The organism is Trichormus variabilis 0441, from assembly GCF_009856605.1.
GTDB classification, from domain to species: Bacteria; Cyanobacteriota; Cyanobacteriia; order Cyanobacteriales; family Nostocaceae; genus Trichormus; species Trichormus variabilis.
In genome coordinates, this window is record NZ_CP047243.1 from 280,127 (window position 1) to 304,986 (window position 24,860).

Annotated in this window: 44 protein-coding genes; 8 read left to right on the top strand and 36 right to left on the bottom strand. The window is 42.4% G+C overall.

The genetic code is table 11. The features are described from left to right. The first annotated feature begins 133 nt into the window (after positions 1-133). Together recD2 and GSQ19_RS27670 are read left to right on the top strand one after the other, a co-directional pair. Positions 134-2,383 carry an SF1B family DNA helicase RecD2 gene (gene recD2, locus GSQ19_RS27665; protein WP_011316536.1) on the top strand — a complete coding sequence of 750 codons (2,250 nt, stop codon included), beginning with the start codon at positions 134-136 and terminating at the stop codon, positions 2,381-2,383. Further along, on the top strand, positions 2,350-2,607 hold the full coding sequence (locus GSQ19_RS27670) for a hypothetical protein (protein WP_153228479.1): 258 nt from the start codon (positions 2,350-2,352) through the stop codon (positions 2,605-2,607). Before recD2 ends, GSQ19_RS27670 begins: the two co-directional genes overlap by 34 nt. Positions 2,608-2,741: 134 nt before the next feature. Here GSQ19_RS27670 and GSQ19_RS27675 read toward each other — a convergent pair whose 3' ends face one another. The 7 genes from GSQ19_RS27675 to GSQ19_RS29870 all read right to left on the bottom strand — a co-directional run bounded on the left by GSQ19_RS27675 (position 2,742) and on the right by GSQ19_RS29870 (position 6,574). Further along, positions 2,742-2,975 carry a hypothetical protein gene (locus GSQ19_RS27675; RefSeq protein ID WP_011316538.1) on the bottom strand — a complete coding sequence of 78 codons (234 nt, stop codon included), beginning with the start codon at positions 2,973-2,975 and terminating at the stop codon, positions 2,742-2,744. 23 nt (positions 2,976-2,998) lie between these two features. Further along, positions 2,999-3,169 carry a hypothetical protein gene (locus GSQ19_RS27680; protein ID WP_153228480.1) on the bottom strand — a complete coding sequence of 57 codons (171 nt, stop codon included), beginning with the start codon at positions 3,167-3,169 and terminating at the stop codon, positions 2,999-3,001. A 45-nt stretch (positions 3,170-3,214) separates the two neighbouring features. After that, positions 3,215-3,403 carry a hypothetical protein gene (locus GSQ19_RS27685; protein WP_041457319.1) on the bottom strand — a complete coding sequence of 63 codons (189 nt, stop codon included), beginning with the start codon at positions 3,401-3,403 and terminating at the stop codon, positions 3,215-3,217. A 96-nt stretch (positions 3,404-3,499) separates the two neighbouring features. Continuing rightward, positions 3,500-5,278 (bottom strand): hypothetical protein, encoded by a 1,779-nt coding sequence (locus GSQ19_RS27690; RefSeq protein ID WP_011316539.1) that lies wholly within the window; start codon positions 5,276-5,278, stop codon positions 3,500-3,502. A 12-nt stretch (positions 5,279-5,290) separates the two neighbouring features. Continuing rightward, entirely contained in the window at positions 5,291-5,995 is a 705-nt protein-coding gene (locus GSQ19_RS27695) for a hypothetical protein (protein ID WP_011316540.1), read from the bottom strand. A gap of 3 nt (positions 5,996-5,998) precedes the next feature. Next, the gene (locus GSQ19_RS27700) at positions 5,999-6,409 is read right to left on the bottom strand and encodes a hypothetical protein (protein ID WP_011316541.1); all 411 of its coding nucleotides are present in this window, start codon (positions 6,407-6,409) and stop codon (positions 5,999-6,001) included. A gap of 9 nt (positions 6,410-6,418) precedes the next feature. After that, a complete protein-coding gene (locus GSQ19_RS29870) occupies positions 6,419-6,574 on the bottom strand; it encodes a hypothetical protein (RefSeq protein WP_011316542.1) in 156 nt (51 codons plus the stop codon). A 162-nt stretch (positions 6,575-6,736) separates the two neighbouring features. On the opposite strand from GSQ19_RS29870, the gene GSQ19_RS30360 reads away from it, so the two are divergent. Then, positions 6,737-6,868 carry a hypothetical protein gene (locus GSQ19_RS30360; RefSeq protein WP_255449097.1) on the top strand — a complete coding sequence of 44 codons (132 nt, stop codon included), beginning with the start codon at positions 6,737-6,739 and terminating at the stop codon, positions 6,866-6,868. 175 nt (positions 6,869-7,043) lie between these two features. Here the strand turns inward: GSQ19_RS30360 and GSQ19_RS27705 are convergent, their stop codons facing one another. Further along, positions 7,044-7,205, bottom strand: a complete 162-nt coding sequence (locus tag GSQ19_RS27705) for a hypothetical protein (RefSeq protein ID WP_185479169.1) — start codon at positions 7,203-7,205, stop codon at positions 7,044-7,046. Between the two features lie 78 nt (positions 7,206-7,283). On the opposite strand from GSQ19_RS27705, the gene GSQ19_RS27710 reads away from it, so the two are divergent. Continuing rightward, a complete protein-coding gene (locus tag GSQ19_RS27710; protein ID WP_011316419.1) occupies positions 7,284-8,756 on the top strand; it encodes an IS66-like element ISAva2 family transposase in 1,473 nt (490 codons plus the stop codon). A 10-nt stretch (positions 8,757-8,766) separates the two neighbouring features. Here GSQ19_RS27710 and GSQ19_RS27715 read toward each other — a convergent pair whose 3' ends face one another. The 4 genes from GSQ19_RS27715 to GSQ19_RS27730 form a co-directional block, all read right to left on the bottom strand. Next, on the bottom strand, positions 8,767-9,312 hold the full coding sequence (locus GSQ19_RS27715) for a hypothetical protein (RefSeq protein WP_011316544.1): 546 nt from the start codon (positions 9,310-9,312) through the stop codon (positions 8,767-8,769). Then, positions 9,305-9,643 carry a MerR family transcriptional regulator gene (locus GSQ19_RS27720; RefSeq protein WP_228119689.1) on the bottom strand — a complete coding sequence of 113 codons (339 nt, stop codon included), beginning with the start codon at positions 9,641-9,643 and terminating at the stop codon, positions 9,305-9,307. Before GSQ19_RS27720 ends, GSQ19_RS27715 begins: the two co-directional genes overlap by 8 nt. Before the next feature lie 128 nt (positions 9,644-9,771). Then, the gene (locus GSQ19_RS27725) at positions 9,772-10,842 is read right to left on the bottom strand and encodes an IS630-like element ISAva6 family transposase (protein ID WP_011316335.1); all 1,071 of its coding nucleotides are present in this window, start codon (positions 10,840-10,842) and stop codon (positions 9,772-9,774) included. 249 nt (positions 10,843-11,091) lie between these two features. Then, positions 11,092-11,301, bottom strand: a complete 210-nt coding sequence (locus GSQ19_RS27730) for a hypothetical protein (protein ID WP_011316546.1) — start codon at positions 11,299-11,301, stop codon at positions 11,092-11,094. A 415-nt stretch (positions 11,302-11,716) separates the two neighbouring features. Here GSQ19_RS27730 and GSQ19_RS27735 point away from each other — a divergent pair, with 415 nt between their 5' ends. The 3 genes from GSQ19_RS27735 (at position 11,717) to GSQ19_RS27745 (ending at position 12,744) form a co-directional block, all read left to right on the top strand. Continuing rightward, a complete protein-coding gene (locus GSQ19_RS27735) occupies positions 11,717-11,980 on the top strand; it encodes a hypothetical protein (RefSeq protein WP_011316547.1) in 264 nt (87 codons plus the stop codon). A gap of 108 nt (positions 11,981-12,088) precedes the next feature. After that, positions 12,089-12,373: a DUF5674 family protein gene (locus tag GSQ19_RS27740; RefSeq protein ID WP_011316548.1), complete on the top strand. Its 285-nt coding sequence runs from the start codon at positions 12,089-12,091 to the stop codon at positions 12,371-12,373. Beyond that, entirely contained in the window at positions 12,370-12,744 is a 375-nt protein-coding gene (locus GSQ19_RS27745) for a hypothetical protein (RefSeq protein ID WP_011316549.1), read from the top strand. The genes GSQ19_RS27740 and GSQ19_RS27745 overlap by 4 nt, the downstream gene beginning before the upstream one ends. Here the strand turns inward: GSQ19_RS27745 and GSQ19_RS27750 are convergent. From GSQ19_RS27750 to GSQ19_RS27845, 21 genes are all read right to left on the bottom strand, one after another. After that, positions 12,741-13,109 (bottom strand): hypothetical protein, encoded by a 369-nt coding sequence (locus GSQ19_RS27750; protein WP_011316550.1) that lies wholly within the window; start codon positions 13,107-13,109, stop codon positions 12,741-12,743. The genes GSQ19_RS27745 and GSQ19_RS27750 overlap by 4 nt on opposite strands. 72 nt (positions 13,110-13,181) lie before the next feature. Beyond that, positions 13,182-13,454, bottom strand: a complete 273-nt coding sequence (locus GSQ19_RS27755) for a hypothetical protein (RefSeq protein ID WP_011316551.1) — start codon at positions 13,452-13,454, stop codon at positions 13,182-13,184. An 18-nt stretch (positions 13,455-13,472) separates the two neighbouring features. Then, entirely contained in the window at positions 13,473-14,186 is a 714-nt protein-coding gene (locus tag GSQ19_RS27760) for a 3'-5' exonuclease (protein WP_011316552.1), read from the bottom strand. A 50-nt stretch (positions 14,187-14,236) separates the two neighbouring features. Further along, complete coding sequence (locus GSQ19_RS27765; protein ID WP_011316553.1) at positions 14,237-15,121, bottom strand: hypothetical protein; 885 nt, start codon at positions 15,119-15,121, stop codon at positions 14,237-14,239. Continuing rightward, positions 15,121-15,381 (bottom strand): hypothetical protein, encoded by a 261-nt coding sequence (locus GSQ19_RS27770; RefSeq protein ID WP_011316554.1) that lies wholly within the window; start codon positions 15,379-15,381, stop codon positions 15,121-15,123. The genes GSQ19_RS27765 and GSQ19_RS27770 overlap by 1 nt, the downstream gene beginning before the upstream one ends. Before the next feature lie 45 nt (positions 15,382-15,426). Continuing rightward, positions 15,427-15,624, bottom strand: a complete 198-nt coding sequence (locus tag GSQ19_RS27775) for a hypothetical protein (protein ID WP_011316555.1) — start codon at positions 15,622-15,624, stop codon at positions 15,427-15,429. A gap of 83 nt (positions 15,625-15,707) precedes the next feature. Then, positions 15,708-16,256 (bottom strand): WGR domain-containing protein, encoded by a 549-nt coding sequence (locus GSQ19_RS27780; protein ID WP_011316556.1) that lies wholly within the window; start codon positions 16,254-16,256, stop codon positions 15,708-15,710. 68 nt (positions 16,257-16,324) lie between these two features. Continuing rightward, complete coding sequence (locus GSQ19_RS29875) at positions 16,325-16,498, bottom strand: hypothetical protein (protein ID WP_011316557.1); 174 nt, start codon at positions 16,496-16,498, stop codon at positions 16,325-16,327. Between the two features lie 86 nt (positions 16,499-16,584). After that, positions 16,585-18,207: an AAA family ATPase gene (locus tag GSQ19_RS27785; RefSeq protein WP_011316558.1), complete on the bottom strand. Its 1,623-nt coding sequence runs from the start codon at positions 18,205-18,207 to the stop codon at positions 16,585-16,587. Beyond that, positions 18,204-18,455 carry a hypothetical protein gene (locus GSQ19_RS27790; RefSeq protein ID WP_011316559.1) on the bottom strand — a complete coding sequence of 84 codons (252 nt, stop codon included), beginning with the start codon at positions 18,453-18,455 and terminating at the stop codon, positions 18,204-18,206. Before GSQ19_RS27790 ends, GSQ19_RS27785 begins: the two co-directional genes overlap by 4 nt. A 43-nt stretch (positions 18,456-18,498) precedes the next feature. Continuing rightward, positions 18,499-18,702 carry a DUF2997 domain-containing protein gene (locus GSQ19_RS27795; protein WP_011316560.1) on the bottom strand — a complete coding sequence of 68 codons (204 nt, stop codon included), beginning with the start codon at positions 18,700-18,702 and terminating at the stop codon, positions 18,499-18,501. Positions 18,703-18,705: 3 nt separating this feature from the next. Continuing rightward, positions 18,706-19,149, bottom strand: a complete 444-nt coding sequence (locus GSQ19_RS27800; protein ID WP_011316561.1) for a DUF1257 domain-containing protein — start codon at positions 19,147-19,149, stop codon at positions 18,706-18,708. A 64-nt stretch (positions 19,150-19,213) separates the two neighbouring features. Then, positions 19,214-20,275 carry a hypothetical protein gene (locus GSQ19_RS27805; protein ID WP_011316562.1) on the bottom strand — a complete coding sequence of 354 codons (1,062 nt, stop codon included), beginning with the start codon at positions 20,273-20,275 and terminating at the stop codon, positions 19,214-19,216. Between the two features lie 58 nt (positions 20,276-20,333). Further along, on the bottom strand, positions 20,334-20,522 hold the full coding sequence (locus GSQ19_RS27810; protein WP_011316563.1) for a hypothetical protein: 189 nt from the start codon (positions 20,520-20,522) through the stop codon (positions 20,334-20,336). Positions 20,523-20,526: 4 nt separating this feature from the next. Continuing rightward, on the bottom strand, positions 20,527-20,661 hold the full coding sequence (locus GSQ19_RS30480) for a hypothetical protein (protein WP_306660018.1): 135 nt from the start codon (positions 20,659-20,661) through the stop codon (positions 20,527-20,529). Positions 20,662-20,975: 314 nt separating this feature from the next. Further along, on the bottom strand, positions 20,976-21,116 hold the full coding sequence (locus GSQ19_RS27820) for a hypothetical protein (protein ID WP_011316565.1): 141 nt from the start codon (positions 21,114-21,116) through the stop codon (positions 20,976-20,978). A gap of 121 nt (positions 21,117-21,237) precedes the next feature. Further along, entirely contained in the window at positions 21,238-21,630 is a 393-nt protein-coding gene (locus tag GSQ19_RS27825) for a hypothetical protein (protein WP_011316566.1), read from the bottom strand. Between the two features lie 23 nt (positions 21,631-21,653). Continuing rightward, positions 21,654-21,866: a hypothetical protein gene (locus tag GSQ19_RS27830; protein WP_011316567.1), complete on the bottom strand. Its 213-nt coding sequence runs from the start codon at positions 21,864-21,866 to the stop codon at positions 21,654-21,656. 70 nt (positions 21,867-21,936) lie between these two features. Then, the gene (locus GSQ19_RS27835; protein WP_011316568.1) at positions 21,937-22,824 is read right to left on the bottom strand and encodes an RpnC/YadD family protein; all 888 of its coding nucleotides are present in this window, start codon (positions 22,822-22,824) and stop codon (positions 21,937-21,939) included. Between the two features lie 104 nt (positions 22,825-22,928). After that, the gene (locus GSQ19_RS27840) at positions 22,929-23,201 is read right to left on the bottom strand and encodes a hypothetical protein (protein ID WP_011316569.1); all 273 of its coding nucleotides are present in this window, start codon (positions 23,199-23,201) and stop codon (positions 22,929-22,931) included. Positions 23,202-23,344: 143 nt separating this feature from the next. Next, positions 23,345-23,833: a hypothetical protein gene (locus GSQ19_RS27845; RefSeq protein WP_011316570.1), complete on the bottom strand. Its 489-nt coding sequence runs from the start codon at positions 23,831-23,833 to the stop codon at positions 23,345-23,347. 1 nt (position 23,834) lies between these two features. Between GSQ19_RS27845 and GSQ19_RS30365 the strand changes: the two genes are divergently transcribed. Further along, on the top strand, positions 23,835-23,957 hold the full coding sequence (locus GSQ19_RS30365) for a hypothetical protein (RefSeq protein WP_255449092.1): 123 nt from the start codon (positions 23,835-23,837) through the stop codon (positions 23,955-23,957). On the opposite strand, the gene GSQ19_RS27850 is transcribed toward GSQ19_RS30365, so the two are convergent. From GSQ19_RS27850 to GSQ19_RS27860, 3 genes are all read right to left on the bottom strand, one after another. Beyond that, positions 23,939-24,091, bottom strand: a complete 153-nt coding sequence (locus GSQ19_RS27850) for a hypothetical protein (RefSeq protein WP_153228455.1) — start codon at positions 24,089-24,091, stop codon at positions 23,939-23,941. The two genes, GSQ19_RS30365 and GSQ19_RS27850, sit on opposite strands and share 19 nt — an antisense overlap. 81 nt (positions 24,092-24,172) lie before the next feature. Further along, positions 24,173-24,367 (bottom strand): hypothetical protein, encoded by a 195-nt coding sequence (locus GSQ19_RS27855; protein ID WP_153228454.1) that lies wholly within the window; start codon positions 24,365-24,367, stop codon positions 24,173-24,175. Between the two features lie 3 nt (positions 24,368-24,370). Further along, entirely contained in the window at positions 24,371-24,694 is a 324-nt protein-coding gene (locus GSQ19_RS27860; protein ID WP_041457320.1) for a helix-turn-helix domain-containing protein, read from the bottom strand. Between the last annotated feature and the right edge of the window lie 166 nt (positions 24,695-24,860).

Sequence of the window (24,860 nt, forward strand, 5' to 3'; positions counted from 1 at the left end):
ATGATTAGCGACTTTATGAAGTTTTTGTCTTGAATAAGAGAATAAATAATAGTAACTGATGGTAATCAGTATGAATGTACTAAAATAAATTCACCCACAAGTTTATAATGGTGTGCGGCATTTTTGACACCCAATGTCAACTCTACCAACAGCACAACAAACCGAAGCACAACCCCACTACGAAATCATCACCGGAGTAGTCGAGCGCCTAACGTTCCACTCAGAGGAATCCGGGTATACAGTCGCACGTCTAACCCGCTCCCGCAGTACCGACCTCACCACCATCGTCGGCAGCTTCGCTAACATCCAGCCTGGGCAAACGCTACAGCTAACAGGCTTCTGGAAAGACCATCCGCAGTACGGGCCACAATTCAATGTCACTAACTACCACGAAACCAAACCCGCTACCCTCACCGGAATCGAGAAATACCTGGGTAGCGGACTAATCAAAGGAGTCGGGCCGGTCACAGCAAGGCGCATTGTTGCACATTTCGGGTTAGAAACACTCGACATCATTGAGAACCAAATTGACCGCCTAATTGAAGTACAAGGTATCGCCAAGAAACGCATCAAGCTCATCAAGAACGCCTGGGAAACGCAAAAGGCAATCAAAGAGGTGATGGTGTTCTTGCAAACCCACGGCGTTTCTACAACATACGCCGTAAAAATATATAAACAATACCAAGATAAAGCGATCGCCACCGTCACTGCGAACCCGTACCAGCTTGCGACCGACATCTACGGTATTGGCTTCTTGACCGCCGACAAGATTGCGCGAAATCTTGGTGTACCCTCAAGCTCAGAATTTCGTTACAGCGCTGGCATTATCCACGCATTGAGTGAAGCAGCCGAAGATGGTCATTGTTATCTCCCCCAGCCGGAACTCATCGAGAAAGTTATCAAGCTACTAACAACCGATGACCATCAGCCAACAAATGAAGCGATCGCGGACATCATCAAAGATATGTCAGCCAAGGAAGAACTCATCCGGGAATATGTTAGAGACAGCTACGGAGAAAAGTTATTGCTGTGCTATAAGCCGAGCTTCTTCCACACCGAGCAGAATTTAGCACAGTTGATATCTCGACGGTTACGCCAACAAGTTAAACAAGATATTCCCCGCGTCCGTGCTTGGCTAGAGCGATTCATGTCCAGCCGCAAAATTCAGCTATCACCCCAACAGCAGCAAGCGGTAGAGAAGGCAGCTTACTCTCCGGTAATGGTTCTTACTGGTGGGCCAGGGGTGGGGAAAACCTTCACGACACACACCATAGTTTCATTGTGGAAAGCGATGGGAAAAAACATTGCCCTAGCTGCACCAACAGGAAGGGCCGCACAGCGATTATCCGAGATGACTGGGCTGGAAGCTAAGACCATTCACCGCTTGCTGGAATTTGACCCGAAAACAATGGGTTTCAAACGGGATAACGAAAATCCCCTGCCCTTCAGTGCCATTATTGCCGATGAGGCTTCGATGTTAGACCTATTTCTGGCACATTCGCTCTTTAAAGCGGTAGCTAATGGAGCGCAACTATTATTAGTGGGTGATATTGACCAATTACCATCAGTAGGCCCTGGTAAAGTGCTGGCAGACCTAATCACTTCACTACAAGTACCAGTGGTGAAGCTAACGCAAGTATTTCGCCAAGCCCAGCAAAGCGCAATTGTGACGGCAGCGCACCAAATCAACCAGGGGGATTACCCAAAGATTGAACCAATCAGCGATAATCCGCAGTCGGACTGCTTGTGGCATGGTGGTGGCCACAGCCCTGAACACGGAGTCCAAGCAATCTGTGAATTGGTAGGCGAGTTTATCCCACGGCTGGGTTTTAATCCAGGCACGGATGTACAGGTGTTGTCTCCAATGTCGCGGGGGTTAGTCGGGACTAGAAATTTGAATGCCGTTTTGCAGCAGCTGATCAATCCGCCTGCATCGGGGAAAGTCGAGATTAGCCGGGGTGGGATGATTCTGCGCGAGGGCGATCGCGTTATACAACAGATGAATGATTATGACCGCGAGGTCTTTAACGGGGATTTGGGGACTATTTTAAATATTGATACGGAGGAGCAAGAGGTTACGGTTGAGTATGGTGGTCGGGCTGTGGTGTATGATTATGCGGATCTCAATGAGATAACTTTGGCATTTGCGATTTCATGTCATAAAAGCCAGGGCGGAGAGTTTCCAGTTGTAATATTTCCACTTTTCATGCAACATTATGTCATGCTTTCGCGGAATTTGTTTTATACAGGTCTGACCAGGGCAAGGAAGTTAGCGATTGTGGTTGGTTCCAAGAAGGCGATCACCTTGGCAGTCAGAACTACGAATGATCAGCAGCGCTACACTCGGTTGTGGCAGAGGTTGTTGCAGCCGATGGCTTTGTAGGTGCAATTACACGCTTGCGGTTAGCGATCGCTCAATTCCAGTTAGTATATAAGACTAAAACCGTTACAGCAAAAGCCTTTCACGATGCTCGACAGACATTCTGTCGAGCATCCCTCTCCTGCATCAGCCAACCCAAGGCTTGGAACTGTTCCGATGCAGTTCCACCGCTATGTCGAAAGCTTTGTACTTTTGAGGGCAGTATTTCACTTCAGGAAAGTCTTTGATACTGGCGTTGACTCTAAGGTGCAAATCATTTATTAAAAATAGTCGCTGCCAGTAGTAGACAATTAATTCAGGTACAGAAAATTCGGTTTCTCTCATGCGATTGCACTGAACTGAATTTATTTCTCACCTTGCTTCAAACAACTTCATCAAGAATCATCACGTCTTCAGATGTTAGAAAATCAACCTCTGTAATACAGCGTGGTTCTTGCAATACGAGTAACCACTGTCTTGCACAGATAAAATCGGTCTTTTTATCTGAGATTTTACCCATCTCAGTGTGATAGCCACACTCAACAGTTTGACCATCACGAAATAGTATCTTACCTGTATTCTCACACTCAATATCTCTTAAAATTTTTCCTTTCATTATTTTGAAACCATTAACAATAATTATTTCTTATCCTGTTCCTGCCTCAAAATCTGAGCTTCGTACTCTCGGATATTCCGCAAAATTTCTTCACGCTGAGGATGCCCTTGTAGATGCTGTTTGATAGAAGCTACTTCATCAATTATCAAAGCCTGTCCACTGGAAATATTGGTAGATAAATCTGTTATGTTCATAATGTTTGTATTCGTTAAATATATTTATTTTGCTAACTAGAGAGACTACAAATAATCTAAAAACTTCTCTCCCTCATCCACAGTTAGAAAAACTCGTGCGCGTTTATTGAAGGTCTGCATCAGATAATTTTTGATATTCTCCTGCATCCAATCTAATCGCCGTATCTGGGCTTCAATATGAGCAAATATTTCACCAGGATGAGTATTATTTGAGGATGAATAATATGTGTTCATATATATTGATTAAGCTTTTAAATTTAAAATATCAGTATATTTCATATTTTTCTTCCAGTTTTGTTCTTAGTTGAAATAAATAAATGTTTAAGAAACTCACCCGTCAAACTTATATTTGAGAGGGGAGTCTTTGAGTAATTTCTCAATCCCCACACGTACTAAATCGGCTTGAGTCCCGTCTAATTTCAACTCGTTGTAGATAAATTCATCGAGTGAGGATGCAGTAGTACGTTCCAAAAGTGCTAGTACCCGTTGAGATTGACTTTGGGATGTTTCAGTTGCATCTAAATCTGCTACTTGAGAGGAATCATTAGTCTTTGGTGTATCTAGAAATTTCTTATTGTCCCGGTCATAACCAGAGAAATTTTGTAGCAACTGCATGGGAAACCATTCGTTCACCCCACCGTAATATACTGCTCGACCCACAGGTGATTGTGCAGCAATCTCCATCACTTGCGTCGAAGTAATCTTGCGATCGCCCGGAATCAGTTGAGTGGAAATCATGGCATTGTAAGCCGGCACATTATCGGGGTGAACTAGAGCTACAGATGTTAGTTGCGATCGCAGTCCGCCAGAAATACCCAAATCGTCAGTGTGGGGATTTTGTACGACTATCCAGAAGTGCCAACCAGAACTATCACCACATGAACAGTAGGAGATGATTTTATCCTTGAGCCAACCAATTTCATTCTTAGCGTTCTTGAATTTGGAACAAACCGCCGTACCTTCATCCAGAATAATCAGCTTGTCTCCGGTGATAAGTTGGAACTCGGCAAAACAGTCTTTGACCCACTTGACTGCCTCAATGGGTGACATTTCCAGAATTTTGGCACGTTTTAAAGTGTCAACGCGACCTTTGAAATAACCAGTTTCTTTCTCATCACCTTTAGGGTCAATGTAAAAGATATGTGTGTCTCTATGCGATCGCTTGATAGCATCAATGGCATTGCTAATGGTGATGCCTTTGCCAGAACCAGGAACACCAACCCACAGCATATTTGTCACTTTCTTAGCAATATGCCCGATGAGGTCATACTGCACTTGAGGCGTTTTGGTGTAGGTGGAGATTTCCGTGTTAACAATTGCAGTTGGGGTAGGCGAAGTAGAAGAAGCAGGGGGAGAATTTACTAACATTTCCCCCCTTGCCTCCCCTGCTCTGATACTAGGCAACTCAACAAACCTTGCAGGCGGAATACCAAGATTTTGGGGTTTAATAGCTTCTTGAATAACTGTTACCTGTTGGTAATTTACACGCGGGTCAATTGTCACTTGCGCTAAATGCCCAGACAATTGATCGCGGGTGGGGAACTGCCCACGCAACTGAATGAACCAATCCAACAACCAACGGTAAGCGTAAAACCTTTTTCCAGGCTCAACGAAGCTCAAGTATTCACACACTACATGAGATGATTGCTTGAGCATGGCGAACTCATATTTCTCCATAGGCTCTAAGTGGAGCATCAAGTCAGCCAGTTCATTTTTGTTAGCAAAATATTCGTCTCTAGCAACACTATCACCCATTGCTGAGAGAAACTCAATAAAGTTACCGCGAATAAAGGGGATAGGAGCGAATTGGTGAGTGTCGTTGATGTCTTGTACTACAGACCAGAGATACCCAACACCAGCAACCACAGCCCCAACCGCCGCTAAAGGAGATGTTGCATAGCAAACTGCTCCAGTGGACGCCGTCGCCAAAGTGATGAACTTGGCAAGGTTCATACCATTACGTTCATCTTTAGCACGGATGAGTAGTTGGTCTTGACGTTCTTGCAACCAAGAGGCGATGTTCCCAGCTTCCAAATACTCAATGCTGGGGTAATCGCCACGCAGAAGCGCGGTTTCTTTTGTTCCTAGCATTGGTATTTGGTGTTCCATCGCCTCTGACCTCTACTTAGTAAGTTTCCAAATGTTGTAACCAATCTCGCCAGCCATCATGGAAGCACAGTTATACGCAAAACAACCTAAAATTGCGCCTGGGTTAGTGTAACGGAAGGGCCACCGACCAACAAACGTTGTGGTGATATCCAGTACCCAGAAAAATAGTGCGATCGCTCCCCCTGCATTACGTTCTTTCATACCAGCCCTCTTATAATCACCCCACAAAGCCACAGTCAAATCGATATTCCCGGTGGGTTTGCTACCTAAAGCATATTGCTTGGATTCTTCAAACTCACTTCTAGCCTGGATTGGGTCTTTACCACGCAGGGTTCGTGCTTCCATAACTTGTACCAATGCAGAGATGCCAAAACTGATCCAGAATAAGGGATTAAATGGTAGTTGTAACCAACCGATCCAGCCAACCCATTCTTGTTCAAACCAAGGCCAAATGGGCTTTCCTTGGAATAAAACCTGCCAAACGCTATCAGTAGAAAGGAGTGTGCCAATCCAAAAACCAATTGCACCGACTAATCTATATCCTGGTGTACCTGGGGTGACAAATTGAGCAACGATGTGTGAGACAAACACAACTGGTAGTGAAATTAGCTCAACAATCCATCGAGCTAAAAGTTCTAAATACTCACCTAACCCCCGTTGAGGTTTATTTTGCTCTTTTGGTTGTGGGTTAGGAGTAGTGGGTGTGGGATTGCTCATGGTTTAATTTCCAGCGTCAGAATATAGTGGTGAATCATTGCAAGCCCCTCTGAATCGATATTTCCATTTCCATTGACGTTCTTCGATTCGCCCGATGCACCTGCCTGTCGAGTCATAGACAAAAACTAGTTCATCTTCTAAATAACCTGTAGTATTGGGTCTAGGATTACGCGAATGAGTATCTAAATAATTTTGCATCCGCAATTTTTTAAAGCTGGGGCTGACTCCTAACTCGTTAATTCTTTGGGATGTTGCTGCCCTTTCTTCGGCTTTAATCCGCTCTATTTCTTCGGATTGTTGAATAGTTGTGGCGGTGTTGTAAGTGTGGAATTGCGCTGGCAGTTTAGATAACCAAGGACTAGCGATTAAACCCATTCCCAATAATCCTAGTAGTGCTTGTTTTTGGTATTTCATGCCTCAAAATCAAGCTGGCTCGTACTGGTCTAAAATTTTTCCAAAGTTGTCAATCGTGTTTGGGATTTGCTCATGTTGAACTACAACTTGTTCAACTACAGGTTTTGGGTCTGGTTCTATTTGTGGATTTCCAAAACCTATTGCATCTAGAATTTGTCTTTCCATATTGATTAGTTCGTTAATTTTGTAAGTTGTTTAACTACCCAAATCACCCGCCAAAAAACAGAGAAAATACCATCAAAAGTCTGAGCAACCAGTTTACTACACACCTCACTGGAGTATTCCAAAACAACCATAAGTGAACTAATTTATGAGCCGATTCACACAATGGCACAATATCCCGCACAGGTATTTCGTACTTCAGATTGTCGTAAGTCAAATGATGCGCGTGATTGGATTTGTGCCAGGGAAGAAGTACACAATGAAAGAGCGTTAATTGTTGGCACTGCTTGGATTTGATCTTCCACCGTGGGGAATGAATGTAGGTAAGATACTCAGTTGAATACTTGCGTTTGCTCATTTATCACCTGAGTTGGTGTTGAAGCTTGCAATACACGAATGCCTACAGACAACGCAACACAACTTATGAAGAAAACTATTGAGATGGCCCATTTGTACTTCTCCCAAAACTTACTCATGCTGTAGCTTGATTTGGTTGTCGTTTGAATAAATGCTGGGTTAGCGATCGCAAATCCTGTATAGTCTTGGGTTGCACTGACTTTTTTGCTTCGACTGGTAAACCTACCTCCTCAAAAAACTTCAACGGGTCAAACTCAGGTGTAGAAGTTTCGGTCAAAGTTTGAACTTCATTCTTGTAAGGATTCAGGTAACAGAGTATTGACAAAGGGGACAGTAGAGGTGGAGTATCAAAAATATGAACCAAAACTTGCCTCAAGATTTAGACAGAGAAAGTTTGAGCCAGTTATCTAAAGAAGAACTGGTGGACATCATCATTGAGCAGAGCAAGGTAATACGTGAGCTACAAAAGATAATATTAGAACTACAGCAAGAAATAGAGCGTTTAAAAGTCAGCAGAGATTTAGATAGTTCTAATTCATCAAAACCTCCATCACAAGACATTCACAAAAAAAGCGAAAAAGAAAAAGTGCCTCACCTTGAGGAATCAAACCCACCGAAAAAGAAACCAGGTGGGCAACCAGGACATCAAGGTAAAACTCGAAAGGGTTTTGGCAGAGTAGATCGCTATGAAATTTTACGTCCAACGGATTGCATTTACTGTGGTCAAAAAGCATTTGCACCCCTAGCAGTAAAAGTAGAAAAACACGCGGTAGCGCAACTAGTAGAATGTCCCATAGAAATAGTTGAGTATCAACGCCATACGTGCGTGTGTGAATGCTGTGGAAATATACAAACAGCAGCCTGGCCCCAAGAAATTATTCCAGGACAAGATTTAGGAACGTCGTTACAAGCATTTTTAGGGTGGACAAATAACTATGCACATATGCCCTACGAAAAACAGCAGGAAATGCTTTGGGAACTTGGTGAGATTGAAATTGGATTGGGAACTTTAGTCGCCACCAATGAACGAATACAACAAGCAATTGAACCGAGTATTCATGAGTTAAGTAATTGGGTAAAACAGACACAACCTAACATCCATGTAGATGAAACACCTTGGTCAGTTAAAGGGGTTAAAGAATGGTTGTGGGTAGTGGCTAATTCTGAATTCTGCCTGTTTACTGCGGCTGATACTCGTTCTAGAGCCGAACTAGAAGCAATTTTAGGGACTGAGTATACAGGTGTACTCAGCAGCGATGATTTTAGTGTTTATAATGGCTATCAAGCTGTTGCCCAACAGAAATGTTTGGCTCATCTACGTCGTCACTTCAAAAAATTGATTCAACTTCCCGGTCTTCACAACAAAGCTATCGGCGAAACCTTTGTCAATTTAATTGATGAAGCCTTCAGAAGTTATGCTCAATGGTTTGAAACTCTTGACTCAAACAGTTATAACGATTGGATAAATCAATTCAAATTCAAGTTGCAATTTTCTGTTGATCAATGGATTAACTTGGCAGGAGCTACGGCTGGAAACCTTTTACGTTCTTTGCGCGATAAAGCAAGCCAATGGTGGTATTTCCTTGACCATCCTGAAGTTCCTCCTGATAATAATCTCGCTGAACGCTCGCTGCGTTTAGCTGTGACAAAACGTAAGGTTAGTGGTGGTTCACGCTCGATGAAGCGGTTTCAACATACTGCCAATTTGTTGACGGTAGTGCAGACTTGTCGCCGTCAAGGTAGGTCTGTTATTGATTTTTTTGTGCAAGCTCTAATTGCTGATTCTAATAATTCTCACTCTCGCCCCTCTTTACTTCCGCAATATTAGACCTGAATCCTTACTCATTCTTAAGCTGTTGGGGCGTTTTTAAACCGTACTCAGAGATGATTTTCTCTTTAGTTTGAGGATCTTTAATGATTTGGTAGATGAGCGAAATTTCTTCGACACCTGCTTGTGTACGCTCTTGCAAAAGTTGAACATCTAGTCCCTGTGAAATGTCGTCAAACAACTGTGTTTTGAAGTTGTGAACGGCAAACGCTTGAGCAACAGTTGTCCCCGCCGCAATCTCTAAGAATGCTTTGAATGTCTCTTGTGTGATTCCTTGCGCTTGTAATTGTTGCACGGCTGTATTTATTGCCTGAGTTTGTAAATTTGTTAGACTTCCTCCTGCTCCTAATAGTTTGGCTTGGTCTATCACTGTCTCGGCTAGGTTGAATAACTTCTCCAAGCGATCGCTCACCTCCACATCAAACTCTTTTCCATTTGGATCAATGCTTGCATCTGTTTTGGCTAACTCTTGTAACCCTGCAATGATTTTCTCTGGGGGATAACTGGCGCTTAACAGTTCAAATAATTCTTGGCGGGTGAATTTGTTATCAGACATTGGCTTCTCCTAATACGTTTGATGTGAATCTCAGATGGTCTTTTTCAAATTCTGAGCGTGTGTACTCGGTTTTATTTGTTTCCACAATTGCCTTGACAAAAGGTTTTTTATCTATTCCCTGTTCTAAATCTCCAAACAATTCACCAATCTTTCCTACCACCCACACTTGATAAGGTGTGATTGGTGGTGCTTTTAGATTATTTTGGTCAGCAAAAGTCTTCATTCTCATAAGTATTAATCTATACTCAGGTATGAGTCCGGCGACTTTTGCCCATCTTTCTAATGTGCGAGGGCAAATACCTAAAATCTTGGTCGCTTTTGTCTTTGACATCGGTAAAATCAAAGGATCTACCCCTGATTGGCTCGGTTTTAGATTAAAAAGTTGTTCTTTCCATCCTGATTTCATTCACTATGTCTTATACTAAATTGGGAAAGGAAGTATTAATTGAATAACTGAGGTCAAATTTGGCAAATCCAATCAAACCCAACCTTGCCATGAACAATTTGAGGGTGAGACATTAACCATTGACAACGAGAAATTAACACAGTTTCTAGTTCATCGAGAGTAGAAAACATCTGATTAGCAACAGCTTCACGTAGAAGCGACCAAACACACTCAGTCGGTTGGAGTTGAGGTGTATAAGCAGGCAGAGGAAACAGAATGATACCAGCTGGCAACATTAATTGTTTACTGGTATGCCAACCAGCTTGATCAACAAGCAAAACAATGATTTTGTGATGATGAGGATTGACTTCAGCGGCAAAAGCATCTAAAGCCATTTGCATGACAGCAATGTTGACTCTGGGTAAAATCAAGAAAAAACTCTCGCCAGTAGCTGGATGGACAAATCCATAAGTATAAAGCCATTGGTAACGAGTGCGATGCACAGCATTGGGACGATGACCTACTGGTGTCCAAACTCGACGGACGATGGGTTTGAGGCCTAATCGAGCTTCATCTTCTGCCCAAACTTCAACTGATTTGTGCGGATGGAGGAAACGTAACAATCGCACAAACTCCGTTAACTCAGTTTTAAACATCTGTCTTTGAACAAAAGTTGCCGCCTCAGTATGCAGAGGTCGTGGTTGTTGCAGACTAAATCCTAGCCTTTTGAGGTAATCCCAAGCTGTAGTGACATGGAGTGTAATTCCAAACTGTACTCGGATCAATTCCCCTACTTTTGGCGCACTCCATAACCCCCCATCTTCTGGTGGTGAAGCTAACCTTTGGCGCAACCACTGTTGTTGCTCGTTTGTGAGTGCAAGTTTTTTTCCTCCTGGTTTCAGTTTCTGTTGATTGATGATTCCGTTTGCTCCTAGCTTGTTGTATCGCCGCACGATTTTTCTCACCCAGTCCCCTGAGAATCCCACAATCTCTGCTACCTTTTGCGCTGACAACTGTGGTTGTTGATTGAGCAATTTAATCACTAACCATCGGGTTTTCTCTTGTGCATCTTCACATCGGCGATAACTTTGTTCTATTTCTTCTGTTGATAGATGCTCTGTTAGTTTTATCCTGGGACGTACCATTTTTCTAGCCTTTTTCCCTCTGCTTCAAATGATACTACCTTTCCCTATTCAGTATTATCTGTGTCAATAGTCTTAAAAAGATAGTCAATATCCGTGTCATATCCGTAGCAACATGAATGTCATTATGATGTCCATGAGCATCGTCTTTTGACTGTGTTTTGACTGTCTCTTGACCTTGTTCCTTGATAATAAAAAACCTGCACACAGCAGGCAATTGACTAGGTAAATGATTTTGTAATTGATTAAGAATCAGTCAAAAAAAATGGGGTTTGGTGGCTCTAGTCCATGTTCTCGGATGAAGTTGAGCAGTTGAGAAATGCGACAAGTTGTAGCGGCTGGTCTGTTTTTATTTTTTGTGGACAGGATCTGTCTACGGTAGGCGTTCTCACTAATACAGTGTTCGTGTGCCACAGTTGTTGCTTTCAAATTGTATTTCTGTGCGTACTCTTGAGGTGTCATGATATTTATTGTCCTCCAGTCTGTTTGGGGGGAACTGCCTTCGGGTGGGAGCGATCGCAGTTCTTTGCCGGAGTGCGATCGCTTTGATTTGTCATCTGCACAATAACTTTAATAAATTCATATTATTTTGTTTCTCCTTGGTCTTTTATTATTTAATACTTTTCCCAACAATGTTTTGAATTAGTTGCAGGAATTATATTAATAATACTGTAATTTTTTAGGGAATAGAGATTCCTTTAGAAATACTTGACTTATACAGTAATATTAAAACACGGAACTTAAAAGTTATAAGACTACAGGCACTTTTAACTTCCACAAGGAATGTCATTCGACAAAGAGCAACCTTTCTCACTCTCTTAAGTAGTTATTGATTCTGACCTATGTACTCTGTTTGTTAAGTGATAATTTAATTTTTATGCCAAATCAGGGTTATCAAAATGTTTCCCTCAAAAATGAAGTTATAGCTGTGCTAGATACTATGCCAGGTAAAAGCAGAGCAGAAAAAATAGAGCGGATGATTAAAAGCACTAATGATGCTTTGCTGCGTGTTGGCTCACTTCCTGATGAGCCACCCGAAGCCGTTATCCAATATGTACTTGACCAAATTCCTTCTTGGGATAGTAATAATATTTTGGAGTTAGCGATCGCTTTGCTCAAACACGTACAACAAGTTAAATGAACTTCAGACAAAACCACCAAATAAAGTATGTCTAACTGAGGATTTAGTGAGGATAGTGAATTGATTCTACTATTGCGCGAACCTGCTACCCCTTTTCAACTTGAGCAAATGCTGTTAGAACACAAATTTTATATCAAAACCGTAGTAGATATTGAGCGTCGAGTATTAGTTGGTGGTGGTGATTTACACGCTGACTGTGAAAAGGAGTTATTGAAAGATGGGAGTAGACAACAAGATATTTGGGCTGCTAGTTTCATGCCTTTAACAGGAAGGATAATGTTTGATTCAATGGTCAACCTTCGTCCCCGCCAAAACCGTACAATGGAGATAATTGATCCTAATATTAGACAAAGAGTAGCCCAAATTATTATTGAGTTCCTGGGAGATGTATGATTGAACCGACACCTGAGCAACAAATTTTCATGCAAGATGATGTCTCCACTCGTCTGCATCGCTTGGCAAATCACCTATCGCAAATTTATTCTCTGTGGACTAGGGAATCATCGAAGGATTTGATGCTGCCTCTGGTAAAAGAAAGCAGGTACTTTATCGAATGGACTGTTCCTGACATGGTGAAGGCTCAGGATATTGACCGAGCTTGTGAGTTGGTTGACTTGGTACGTTTAATGACTAATTGGTTGTTCGATTGGGACGAAATTTGGTCTGATACCGAACAAATACAGTTGGCGGCTTCCCAAACCCAAAGCTGGTTGCATCGTGTCTTGGAAATAGCTGATACAGAGCCGGAAGCACTAAGTGCTTAGTTTTTTGGTTCTTGTACCTCAGTCCCATCCAAACACACCCCCAACAGCGCACTCCCTAGAAACCCAGAGAATGCTACCACCATGCCGCCCAAGCAAACATTTTTGTGGGCTTGCCAATCATCTCCCCGAAATATTGTTGGTTTGGAGTTGGCATCAATAATTTCAAATCCCCAACAGCCCAAAGCTGCTACTCCTAAAAACCCAGTAGTCACAATCGAGTAAAGCGCAAATTTTGTCAGGGTTTGGTTAACAAAACAGCGTGATTTTAATCGCTTCATAGTACGTCGTTTCCTGGTGATTATTTCTATTTTTTGAATGCGTTCTAAATGTTTTGTTTGGGTTATTTGGTGAGTGATTTTGTTCATGGTTTTCAGGTATTAAAAAAAGAAAGACAGTATAAAACTGCCTTTGAGAAACAAATTGATAAGCTCAATTAATTAATTGCCAGCTTCTAATACTGCTGTAGTAATTACGTAATTTTTGCGCTTTTTAACTGGAAACCATGTAGATTTTTCTCCTAACTTTGTTGTTAACTCCTTCCAATGACGGGGAAAGTAAGTTTTGAGGGCAGAATTAGACAGAATGCGAGCTTCTCTTTTATTGGTTTCTAAATTTATCAGTTGCACTATATAAAATCGATTCACCAACATACTTTGCCATTGCTCATAGGGAATACCTATCACCGTTTTTCTGAAAAATTCTGAGTGCATTTGTTATCTCCTTATTTACTAACGACCTGCTGTTTTCACCCGGAATAAACTTACATCAAAATCAAGCGACTGAATGAAATCATCCAACAAACACTCACGCATTGATTTGTACCAAATTTTGCGCTCGCCATCCCACGCAAACTTCGCCTTACTCGCTTTGTGGCGGTCTTCGTAGCTAACCAGTGCTTTGATTTCTACCATCGGGGATTCAGCAAGGATAATTGCATCCTCCACCAGTTTTGGTAAGTTCTTGTGGCGATTCAAACACTCAACCAACAACCGCACATCATCCCCAGCACGATGGACAGTGCTGATACCAATCCCCAGCCAAAGGGCGAGGTCAGTCAGCTTGTAACCACCATGCGAATTGATGCTGTGGTATCCCCAATCAAAGTCGCGCATTGCACAAAGCCAGGGAACTGAAACCATACCAGGGAAGAATTTGTCAGCCACTTGTGAATCAAACTCAGCATTGAAAGCAACAGCATAATCACCGATCGCGGATATTTCTCGCAGAAGTTCAAGCGAACGCTGATAAATGGGATGTGCCGCCTGGGTTAGTTCTGGGGAAATCCTATTGATTGCCTGGGCGTTGTTGACTTCAACTGGAATCAAAGTTGAAACAGTGGCAATCGCTCCCGAATACTCTCCAACTTGGTAGAGCGTTGCAGAAATTTCACAGGGCGTATTTTCGTTGTCTGCGGTTTCTGTGTCTATTATTAATAGCTTCATCTTTCTCCTTGAAAAAATAAGCAGCCGATATAGCTGCTTAAATTAAATATCTACCGAGAACTAACAGGAGTTCTCAAACCTGCAACATAATTCATCCATCCCTGAATAGCTTGTATTTCAGGAGTACCAGAGACAACGGTATTCAACACCTGCTGCTGATAAGAAGCTGTTGCATGATTGGGGTCAAGTTTGTCAGCCGCCCAAGCCAAACAAATGGTTTTCACCAGTTCATCTACCTTGATAATGGGCAATTGACTAGGAGCTTTCACATCCTGGAATTGAAGCCATTCCCGAATTAAGTCAACTGGATAATCCATCAGAGTCCGAATTTGTTTCACCCGCAAGTCTTGGGGATGTACCGCCGCAGATTTTGGGTTGATTGGGGGTGGTGCAGCAATACGGTTCGGATAAGCAGGGGGTGCAGGGGTAGAAATATTCTCTTCTTCTAATTCATATTTTGGACTAGTTGATAGTCTTGATTGAATGCTTTGTATTAAGAAAGCCCAATCAGAATTTGCATCCCATTGATAGCGGATTCTTTTTCTGGTTTGGGGATCAAAGATACTGCAAAACACTACTTTCTCATCGCCAGGATTAGCAACGATTGTTAGTGGCTTGTTGTAATCCTCTATGAGAGACGCTGCCAGTAGAAAGGACTTAGTGAAAATAGTCTCAATCCCACTTCTAACAACATATAGTTCGTCTGCAAAAATAACGATATCTAATTTCAAGTTTTCTTTTCCCTTGAAATCTTTACTGGTCAGTTTTATTTCACTGATATATCCAGTCAATGCTCTGTCTGCGACAAGAGTTTTTTTGTCTTGTTGAGGGTCATAATGATGCCAACCATAAGTATAATTATCAGCCAGTTCTTTATCTACATACAGATAAACAGGTAGCGGTGGATTCCCTAACCCTAATTTAATTTCACTCATTAGAAATTCTCCAAGTCATCATGAGTATTCTGCTTTGCAGTTTGTTTGTATTTACTCATTTGATATTGAGAAGTTTTCAGCAGTGGCATTGCTGCTTGTTTAACTGATGCTTTAGCCTGTTCAAATAGAAACTGTGTCGCCCCTTCTGCATCTTCTTCTGGGTCAATTTGCCCCCATAATGAGCAACCAACTTCTACTGATTCATAATCGCCCAAGTTGAATTTTCTTTGATAGGTAACGGAGATTGTTTTGATTTCCATAAAAATATTTTAGAATTTCTGGAGATTTAGCGTAGCTTTGTTTATTCAATTACTTTCGACAATTTCTAGTAAAAAACCGCATCCAGTGTTTCTGACTTTTACTACTCCACGATCCACCAAAGATTGAATAACAGACATGGAAACTCCTATCCGATGCAAAGGAGTAGAACCACCGCATACCCGAAGTGAATGCAGTAAACTAGCTGCCGTTAATTCAGAACAATTCTTTTGTTTTTTAGTCATTATTTTTACCTAATTTCTAACAAAAATAAGCGGTTTGCTATTAACAAATAACAAACCGCTTGCGATTTAAATGGCAGTAACCCTCAAAAATGTCGCCAGAAGCTCTTAGGCAGAGACTTGAGACTGACGGTTTGCGGTTCAGCTTTTGGAGCTTCTGTAGGTTGTGGAACCGTTGTAGGAGTGAGTGATAATAATGAGTTGAGGATTTGTTTCTGGTGGTCGATATCCTCAACAGTTCTGTAGACCCTGGTAGGATCTATCTGCATTCCGAGGGGTGTGGGAACGATTTGCAAATACTCATTTAATGCAGCAATGTAGCCCTCATGAAAATTCCTCACATCAAGGCAAGAACGCATGATGTTGAGCAATTCTATCGCACGTCTGATTTCCGAAACATTGCGACTACCGTCCATCTCAGATTGGCTTTCCTGATAACCTTTGGCTTTTTTCTCAGCTACCAACTGATAATATTTGAAAATCGCTCGTTGATTGCTTGCCAAAGAATGGATTTTCGTTTGAGATGAATATCCAACTCTCCCCCATTTGACGATCAGTTGAGTGCCTTCGGCTTTCGCTGACCAGAATTTGTTACTGTTGCGGACAGCATCCACAAATACAAGATATGTTTCCATAGTTTTTAATATTTTAATTAACTTGCGGGTGAATATCCTTGAGTAAATATTCACCCGCAATAGACTATTTATTCAGTTTCATCCTCCTCATCTTGAGCCAGAGGGTTAACTGTAGAGATGAAATGTACTTTAGCTGTATTATTAGATGCGGCTTCTAAGGCTTCTTCTGGTTTTTCATAGGGTGTAACTTTACTGATACCTTCATTTGTTGATTGAGCTTCACAAAGATAATATTTAGCCATTGAATTTCTCCTGAATTTTGAGTAACTTCAAAAACTATGCGCGAAGCGATTGCCTTCACTATTTGAGAGGAGCAATCGCCTGTTTATTAATTCAAATTAAAACGAGAAGTTCGCAACGACTTAGCTGCTTTTGTCGGCACAGCACTAGAAGCAGCCCTGGCAGATTTCGCCCAAGTTTGCATTCTTTCGACTGCCACTGCATCCTGGACAGCAAGCGGTATGATAGTTTGGCGACAAGCTTCCAAATCACCGAGCGTTACCTGCTGCGGTCGCCCTTCGTCAAATGCCAACAATGCAGATTCGGCTGCAAGCACTTCGAGTTCTGCGCCAGAGAATTTTGCGGTATTGGCTGCGATCGCCTCAAGGTACTCGTCCTCAACGCTGATGCCAAATCGCTCCAGATGAATCTTCAAAATCTGCGCTCTTTCAGCCTCAGACGGCAAATCCACAAAGAAATTCTCGTCAAATCTGCCTTTTCTCTTGAGTTCAGAAGGCAACGCTGACGGGTCGTTACAGGTGGCCACAACGAATACCCCAGCCGTACATTCACTCATGAACGTGAGGATATTTCCGAGTATTCGCTGGGAGACTCCAGAGCTATCACCCTGACCAGACAAGGCTTTGTCGATTTCGTCAAGCCACAAAACGCACGGGGCAATAGCTTCGGCAGTTTTCAAAGCACGGCGAACATTGCCCTCAGACTCACCCACCAAAGAACCCAACATTGATGCAATATCAAGCTGAAGTAGTGGTAGATTCAGGATACTGGCGATGTTCTTAGCGCAGATGGATTTGCCAGTACCCGGTGGGCCAGCCAGTAGCACACCTTTGGGTTGCGGCAGATTGAGACTTCGCGCTTCAGTAGTAAACAAACGCCGCCGCCGTTGCAACCACTCGCGCAACAGGTCTAATCCGCCAAACGGGATAGTTGCAGGTTTCCCCAACTCAATGCCCATTTGAGACAGCAGCCGGGTTTTGTACTGAACCACCCTCTCGGTCAAGTGCTGATCAATCACAACTCCCTTGGTAGGATTCCAGATTTGTTTGACGCTCAATCTCAGAAAATCGCTAATTTCTTCCAGGGTTAACCCTAAAGCAGCCCGTGCCAAAGATTCTGTTTCTTCACCAGTTAAGGCAATTGTGAAGTTTTGTTCTTGTTCTTGTGCTACTTGTTCTAAGTAGGAAAGATAGCTTTCTAGGTGATCTTGAATTTGATCAACAGTAGGCAAAGGCACTTCAAAATGTGGAATTAACCGCACTAAAGACTCGTGCAGTTCAATATTTTGACCCAGAAAGATGATGCGTTTGTCGGTGGGTTTGAGCCGGTGGTAAAGATTCTTAATCCTGGTGAGTATTTCCCAGGATAACTGCGGTGAGTTCTTCCCCACGAATGGATGCACATCACCCAAAATGAATACCCCTGCACCATCGAAACTGTTGATATACTCGAAAATGTACACCAACGGATCTGCGTGGGGTGGTCTTTTGTACTCTGGTACTGGTTTGAAAACCAATCCACCATCCTCAGCAATCTGGCATAGTTCCAGCCCCGATACTCCCAGATTCCAGAAGTACACGGGACTGTCTAGTTTTTCTCGCGCCTGAGAGGATAGCCACTGTACAATTGTGGCTTCTTCTGGGGACATGACATCCAAAGCTACAATTGGGATCTGCGAATCAATTGTTCTCAGGAGATTAATTAAGTTCATTGTTGTACATTTTTATACGGTAATGGTGCGAGTTCTTCGTGAGTATTAACAAGTCTCACGATCACTTCATAAAATTCGGCTTTGCCGTCAAAAATCTCCGCAGTTCCATCACTGAAGGCAATCGCTGAAACTAAAGCATTAATCAATACACATAAACCTTCAGCATTTCCTTTGATCACGATTGGTTCTCTTTCTTTCGTAGCTACGTAAATATGAACCATCGCGTATTCTTTCGGTAATTCGCTCATAATTTTTTGTGCCGGGGGAAGTGTTCACTTTCCCCCGTTAGTTTTACTGCCGTAGCCGTGTTTGTTGTGTTGAAGTCATTCGTTGCTGTTGAACTTCCGGCTTAAACTCTCGTTCGCCTTCCACAACCCCCAAAGCTTCCTCAAAGGGCTGCGTCGCTTCCAAACACGACAACCCCTCAAACCCAAGAGCTTCTACTCGCACTTCACCAGTTTTGTTATCGAAATGTATCAGTATAGAACGTTCCATTGATTATCTCCTGGCGTATTGTTTAACTTCCTGATGTCCGGCAAATGTTAGGCGTAGGGTTTGCACTTGACCTTTGGTTTCTTCGCTAATCGTGCATTCGCCAAACTTTTCGCGTAATTCTCCAGTTTTGGCTAAAACCATTCGCCGCCCGTAAGTCTGCATTAACTTGTGGCTGAAGAAATTTTCACCAAGCCGGGGAGAAGTTTCGTACTTGTCATGGATGACATCGTACTCAGAACCGTTCCACTTAAAACCCATGTCTGCACGAGCATTGAAACTATGCCCAGGAACGATAATCTCTGCACTCTGCCCTTGAGAATCCCCGTAGTACCCCCTGAGTGGCTGTGCTGTTTCGTGGACTTGGGGTTTGAGTTTTAGATCCTCTAGAGCTTGGACTAAGCACTTACCGTTGGTTAATTTGGTTTTAACTGTTGAAAAATGTGACATATTTTTAAGAGAAAAATACTAGCATTAGCGTGATGCCCCGAAATTCTCAGGGCATCGCTTTTTTCTAACGGAACTTGAACGACTTCACAGTGGCTTGAGTTAACCCAATATCCTCACTCGCCAGCCTTTGCAGATTGCGTTGCTCGTCCAACAATTTGGAGTAGATTGCATCCACTTTCGTCTGGAGTTGCGATCGCCCTTCTGACCCCAAATTCTTAGACTCAATCGCTGGGTCATTCACAATCGAATCCAGATGTTCCATCATTTGAGCAAGACTACCGCCAGCTTCGGGACTAGCATTCGCCAGCAGCACACGCACTTTCTGAAGATGTTTCTCCATTTTGCGTTTGAACTGTACTGGCTTGCGTCCTGGCTCCCAATCGGCTAACTCTTCTAGCAACTGTGCGGCTAGTTGTTCACCTCCAGCGATCGCTGATTCCCTCAACCTTTGCTCTAGGTTTTGGTCATACTGCTGGATGAACTGGGTTATCTGTTGAAGGCACTTGGCTTGCTCGGAGTTCAACTGTTCAGACAGCGCCGGGATAATCACCGGACGACCGATAATTACTTGCAGATATTCTTCCAAATCTGACAGTAGTGGAAAAGCTTTGATGAGATTCGCCTTAACTTCATCACGCTTTTCTACTGGTAAATCCCAAACATTTAACGAGATGAATTTGTCAATACGTGCGGTGTAATCTGCTAGTCCCTCCTCATAACTATCTTTTAAACCAGTACGTAAACCAGGAGCAACTACATCTCTAATGTTGAGCAACTGACTCCACACCAGGGGCGCTAGGTCTATCGGACAAATCCAATCCCCGTTATCGTTGCTCATCCACTCTTGCACCGATGCAATCTCAGAGCGCAATTGACTTGCCGCTTCGTCCAGTGCTTTGAAGACTTTAATGCCCTTTAACCCAACTTCAGAGGATTTTACTTTGAGTAAATCTGATTCTTCTTCGTTATCAGCCTGCAAAACATCAGTCCACTTTGGCGCGTTACTTTTAGTGGTTTTCTTGAGTTGAATTTTGAAACGAATCCGAGTTTTATTTAATTTTGCAAAGTTGTAATGTTCAACTACTGCATCTGTTAGAAATGTTTCGTTAGCGATCGCTTGTACCATTGTTCAGTACCTCATTTTTTCGCTTTGCTTAAGCGTAGCTTTCACAGTATTTCACTCACTAAACAACAGCCCAATACATCCCCTGTTTCCGAACCATGACTGATTGTTTGTTGATTGTGGCTGTACCAATCGGGGAACTATCTTTGAGTTGTTGAATATCTCTAACTGTCCGGTAAATTATTTTTTGAGCGTTATTTTTTTGCAACCGGATAGGATGTTTTATAGTCCGGGGTTTGTACTTACTCATATTATTAAAACAACTTCATCTGCGTCGCGTTTTCATCAATTACTGTGGCGTTAACTTGCATCCCTACAACTTCCTCACACCGATTAATCAAGGTTTTGTGATTAATCACCAAATTAGTCTTTTTGCGCTGTCCTGGCATTGGTTTAAAGTGATATTGGGGATGTTTAATTGTCCCAGTTTGATATAAGTACCGGTACAGCGTTCTTTGTATTTGATATACTTTTGAGAAAGATAACAAGGTACTGTCATACACTCGGTTTAACTGCATAGTTCTACGTCCCCATACCAATTTGCAATTCGCAATTCGCAATTCGCAATTTACCCTCACATAACTGTTCACGTAGAGTATTGATACTATATGTTTTGTTTTTTCTCATGATTGGAATCAAGAAAGTACTGATTTGAACAGGTTTTCGGTTTGAGCTAAGTGGAGTGGCTTATACCCTAAGCGAGTTAATCTTTAATTACATCCACAATTGCGAATTGCGAATTGCGAATTGCAAATTGTTTTAGTCTTGCTTTGCCACCAGAACGCCGCAAGAATTGCAGACATACAGCCGTTGAATTCTGCCGAATATGCTTTGTTTTCGCCATATATTTTGATGATTTAGATTAAGTTTGTTAAGACTAAATCAAAAAAAACAGGAGAGTTTCTTCTTCGCTCTCCTGTTAGATAATGAGGTTTGAGTTTCACTTTCGCTTCGGCGTAGCCATTTTATGCTGCTGACTTTCTTGATATGCTCTGTCTTCGCATTGGTTTAGAAGTCGTTGGTTTTACGTCCCCAAAGAGAGTCTGAATATCTAAATTCACTCCTAATTGCGCTTGAAGAATTGCTACTTCATTAAGATAAGCGTCAATCTCGTTCAAATTTTTTTCTTCTGATTCTTTGGCGGAAAACGGTTGTATTTCCTCTTCTTTAAGATAAACAATATCTTTGCTGTTTTTGTCAGGTAGCAAACCATATTGCCAGCCTGCATTACCTTCTTTCCCTATCAAACTATCACTAGAAATATACTCAATCCCCACTACAGTACCTTGTTTTGTACGCTGCCCAAATGTGAATCGTGGATATCCCCAACCCCGTGGAATCGTGATTGTTACTTGCATGGTAGATTTCCCATCAATTAGGCTTAATTTTCTAGAACATCTAAAGCTTGAGCTAATGCCTGGATGGCATCAGCAAGTGTTAATTCGCCACCATTTTCATTTATGAATTTGAAAACCTGGGGGTTTTGCTCTTTGAAATCTATCAGCGCACTCCAGATGTTTTCTAGTTGTTCATGCACTGTTTCTAAATCATGATTGTCGGTGGCTAAGGCTTTCTCTAATATCTGTTCGCACATGATGTTTACCTCATACAAAAAGCGGTCTGCTGTTAACAAACCGCTTACGTTTTTGATGTGTGGTGCTGATTTAATGCGAAAATCTGGCTAACAGTTCTTCACGCGATAATTCTAGACACATTGGCGTAAATTCTTCTGCTGATAACTGTAGTAAACTATCGACTACTTTTGATAGTTCTTCATCCACTTCCCCAAATCTGAATCTCAACAGATTTTCTACTACTTGGCGTTGTCCTTCTAATCTTGCCTGTTGCTTAGTAGTATCTTCCCACTGTTGATAAGCTTGCGACAAATTCATGATTAACTCCCGCTCATCCTCTGTTAAAGTATCTTGCTGCTGAATTAAAACAATACGCCAGTTAGTAATCAACCTGAGAGCATTTTGCCTTAGTGGATTGCTTTCTGGTAACGCCAACAATTCATTCACAGCTTGGCGTTGCGTTTCTCCTCTACCCAAAATTCTCAGCCACAATGTTTCTGTTGTTACTGGTAGCTGATCAACTGCTATCAACGCCCCTCGAAAACCCTTTTGGAAAAAGTAGACCCCAGAAGGCCAGTTTTCTAAGTCTAGTTTAAACTCAAAATCTGCCAACAGAGTTTTATTAGCACTGGGCGATATAATCCACAGTCGCGCCAAGCTATCTTCTGGTAATCTGCTTCTTTCTCGCTTGGCTTTGCGTTGTGCGTTGGCTATAACAGCGAATAACTTCAGAAAACAGTTGCGTATTTCTGTTGAACTAGGTTGATTGCGAAACGGCTCTAACAGTGCAGTATTCAGTAGAGCGATTCTGCCTAACAATCCTAAGTTCGGGGCTTGCGCTTCGGGAGAAGGAGAAAACAACACATCCACAAATCTTGTTTCATCTGTTACTTCTTGATTAGTCCGTACTTCCCCCAGAGGTGACAATAACTCTTCCAAGAACTGTTTTGCAAACTGATCGTGCGGTTTTGTCGTCATATTTTTACTGTTAACCGGACAGTATTATACTTGTCTGCTGGATTCGGCGCGTGAGTTTGGGGCAATCGCTCAACATCTTGACCCGCGCGATCGCACCCCCCAAACTACACCACTAGTTCCTCAGAAGTCTCAAACAGAATTTCCACTTGCTCTGGACTTAGCTGACCAATCGGGATATCCAGCAAACCAACCGATTCGCATGAGATTTGCGGTAGCTCTTTCAAGGTCTGGACATAGTAGCATTGACCATTGCCGTGAACGAACTCGACCAGCTTTGTTTCTTGCTGGTAAATCCCGTCTTCTAGTAGTTCTAGCCCCAGGCTTTCGCAGCCAGAGGCTATCTGCGCCATGATTTCGTTTCCTGTTGTGGCGGACATTATCGAAAATTCCTTTATTCGCTAATTTTTGCGTATACCGTATACCAAGACAGAATGTATTAGTATGTTATTAGCTTGATGTTTATCAAGAGTACGTTTTAATGCGATTGCTGTTCACCCATTTGCAGCGATCGCATTTCCATCTACACCATTGCTAACTGCCTAACTCCTAACTTGAAGAGCGCATCAGCAGCACTATGGGCGTATCGGTCAGGCTCAGTCGCTCTACGGCTGTATGTCCACATTCGGCTGAACCTGTGGAACCCAACAAAGCCCACCAAATCACGACCCCGATAGACCTTCGTTGAGAACATTAAATAGTCAATCTCACCATGCTGTAACCCGTACTGGGCGCAGGCTTGATTTAACTCGTCCTCTAGTCTTTGGTTGTGCCTGTGAAGGCTCTCTTGCGCTTCTAGAGAAGTCTTTTCTTGGGCTACTCTTTGCGCGAACCAGTTGCGATCAAAGGGTAATCTTCCGCCGTCCTGAAGCTGCACCCAGACGGTGATGCCACCTTCAATCCAAATAGTTTTGATTTGCTCTGGAGTGCGTTGGATGATGGTTGCAATTATCTGTTTGTCTTGCTCGGTTAACGGGTTTTGAGCTTGCTTGTTTATTGTTGCGTATGTCATTATGGAAATCTCCATTTACTTGGATAAAAGGCGATCGCGGAGTTTACCAGACAGAGCGATTGCCTTTGTTTTTGCTGACTACGTTGTGGCTTCCCCACAACGCACTCATTTGATTTCGGCGTAGCCGTTTCTTAATTGGTCAAAACAAGCAGTAGCAGTAATTAAAATGGCGGACACAATTAATGTGATCGCCTTGTAGAAAACTTTCATAACCAACAGCACAGGGCTGTAGAGAGGATTTGTCTTCTGTGCAGCCATGAGTTTCTGTTTAAAAAGCGATCGCTACTAGGAGCAGCAATCGCTTTGATTTACTAGGATTTTGGCCTTCAGTACCAGTTTTTAGACTTGGCGGGTCATCGGAATCATCTCCGGTGGCTTGAGCATTACAAGTTTTAGGCTCCCGGCTGCTTGTCCCGGCGGCTGTTGGTTGTTGGTTTGTTGAAATACGTGTTCCTTTGATTGGTTTGCAAACCCTTGATTGCGTTCTGGTGCAGGCGGTTCGCTGTTCCTTTGCCCTTGATTACTATAGTGCAACCTTTAGTTGCATTTGTCAACCCCTAATTGCACAATTTTGGTTTCTTTTAGACACAGTAATTCAGCTAAACTACAGCCAAATACTTTACATAAGCCAGTGACCATTTCTGGAGAAGCTCCTTTGACATCGGAATCTGTCTCCATTTTGTGTAAATATTGCCGTGAAATCTCTACATCATGTTCTGCAAGCTTTTTAGACAAATTTACTAATGGCATATCGCCACGTAAGGAACGCATTTTCTGTCCTCGTTCCTCTGTCCATTTAATAGATCCCACTTCGCTCAGTGGTAACATTACAACCTCTTGTGTTCTTTCTTGGCTTGCCATATTATGCAATATTTAGTTGACAAAATCAATAGCTATCTGCAACTATTAGTATCAGAGTAAATGTAAATGATGGCTAGTTGCTTCAATCACTCAACAACAAAATCTCTGATTTCTCGGAACGTTGTTCAAAAAATTTTTAACGTGGTTGTACGTAATGTCTAATTCC